Origin of the sequence: Caulobacter sp. B11, assembly GCF_002737765.1 — a bacterium.
In the GTDB taxonomy this organism is placed as follows: Bacteria; Pseudomonadota; Alphaproteobacteria; order Caulobacterales; family Caulobacteraceae; genus Caulobacter.
On sequence record NZ_PEGG01000400.1, the window covers coordinates 1 to 2,089 of the forward strand.

At 68.8% G+C, this 2,089-nt stretch carries 1 protein-coding gene and 1 pseudogene; both read right to left on the reverse strand.

Annotation, left to right across the window (positions count from 1 at the left end; translation table 11 throughout):
- A pseudogene (locus tag CSW58_RS13480) lies at positions 1-342 on the reverse strand (cellulose biosynthesis protein CelD); the annotation flags it as partial.
- Between the two features lie 62 nt (positions 343-404).
- Positions 405-2,089: FdhF/YdeP family oxidoreductase (locus CSW58_RS13485; RefSeq protein WP_099447609.1), on the reverse strand; the 1,685-nt coding region annotated here is incomplete at its 5' end.

The window sequence follows — 2,089 nt, forward strand, 5'->3', positions numbered from 1 at the left end:
GAATCGCGCCCGATCCACGCCCAGGGCCCGCACGACCTCGACCAGGTCGATGTCGGCCGTCGGGGCGGCCACGACTCCGTGGAAGTCGCTGAGCGGCGCCGCCAGCGGCTGCAGGGTCGCCCCGCGTCGCTGGTAGGGCAGGAAACCCACCACCGTCCCGGCCCGATGGATCACCGCAATGCGGCCGCCCGGCGCGACATCGCCCGCGGCCTCGACATAGCGCAGGTCGAAATAGGGACTTCGCAGCCGAGGATCGGCCGCGCGAAACGCCGACCACAGGCGGCGTTCGCTATGGCCCAGCTCGGCGACCTTCAGCGACTCGACCTGGATGCCAGTGTCCACCCTGAGGGCTCCTCGACGGATTGGGCGTTCCCCAACGCCCTATTGGTGCCGTGCGAGCCGTTTCAGGTCGGTAAATGGGCGCTCAATCGCACCGGCACGGACTTGTAGGCCGGCGTGCCGCTGCGCTGGTCATGATCGTCCAGGGCGACCAGGACATTGGTCTCCGGATAATAGGCCGCCAGGCAGCCGCGAGGGATGTCACGCTCGACCACGGTGAAGCCTCGAACGGTCCGCGCGCCGCTGCCATCGAACGCCGCGACGAGATCGATCAGGTCCCCGGCCTTCAGGCCACGGGCGGCCAGGTCCAATGGATGGGCGAAGACGACGTCGCGCCGCCCGAACACCCCGCGATAGCGGTCGTCCTGACCATAGATGGTGGTGTTGTACTGATCGTGGCTGCGCAAGGTGGTCAGCAGCATCACCGCGTCATCGCCGCGTCGCGCGTCAGGGCCGTCGCGCCGGTGGACCAGAAACTGCGCCTTGCCGCTGGGCGTCTTCCACACGCGCTCGGCCGGAGGCACCGGCAGCCGGAAGCCGCCAGGAACGCGGATGCGGGCGTTGTAGTCGGCGAAGGTGTCGGGAAAGACCTGCTCGATCAGGTCGCGCACCCCATCATAGTCGGCGACCAGCGCTTCCCACGCGATCGGGTCATCAGGCCCCAGGATCGCCCGGGCCAGATCCGCGACAATAGCGGGCTCCGACTTCAGCTGCTCGGAGGCCGGCGGATTGAGCCCCCGCGAGGCGTGGACCATCGACATCGAGTCTTCGACCGTCACCGCCTGCCGGCCGCCGGCCTGGATGTCGATCTCGGTGCGACCCAGGCAGGGCAGCAGCAGGCTGTCCTGGCCGATCAGCAGGTGGGTGCGATTGAGCTTGGTGGCGATGTGCACGGCCAGGGTCAGGCGGCGCATGGCGGCGAAGGTGCGCAAGGGATCGGGCGCGGCGACCGCGAAATTGCCGCCCAGTCCAATGAACACCTTGGACTCGTCGCGTTCCATCGCCCCGATCGCCTCGACCACCGTATGGCCGTGGGCCCGCGGGACGGCGAAGGCGAACACCGCCTCGAGGGAATCGAGCAGGGCCGTCGAGGGCTTCTCCGCCACTCCGACCGTGCGCGCGCCCTGGACGTTGGAATGACCGCGCAAGGGACAGATGCCGGCGCCCGGCCGACCGATATTGCCCTTCAGCAACAGCAGGTTCATCAACTGCTGGACCGTGCTCGAGGCGTCGCGGTGCTGGGTCAGGCCCATGCCGTAGCAGAGGATCGTCGAGGGGGCGGCCACATAGGTCCGGGCCGCGGCCTCGATCTGGTCGCGGGACAGGCCCGCTCCAAGCTCGATGTCGGTCCAGTCCAGAGCGGAAAGGGCCTCGACCAGAGCCTCGAAGCCCTGGGTATGGTCGGCGATGAAGGCCCGGTCGATCACCCCTGCCCCGCCGGCCGCGCGATCGGCGCCGTCCACGGCCAGGACCGCCTTCATGATCCCCTGCACCGCCAGGGCGTCGCCGCCGACGGTCAGCTGATAATAGGCCGAGGCGATCGGGGTGGACGACAGGGTCGCCATTTCGACCGGGTCCTGCGGCGAGGCGAACCGCTCCAGCGACCGTTCCTTCAGCGGATTGAAGGCCAGGATCGTCGCGCCGCGCCGGGACGCGTCGCGCAGAGTGGTCATCATCCGGGGATGGTTGGTCCCGGGGTTGTGGCCGAAACACAGGATCAGGTCGGCGTGGTCGAAATCCTCGAGCGTGA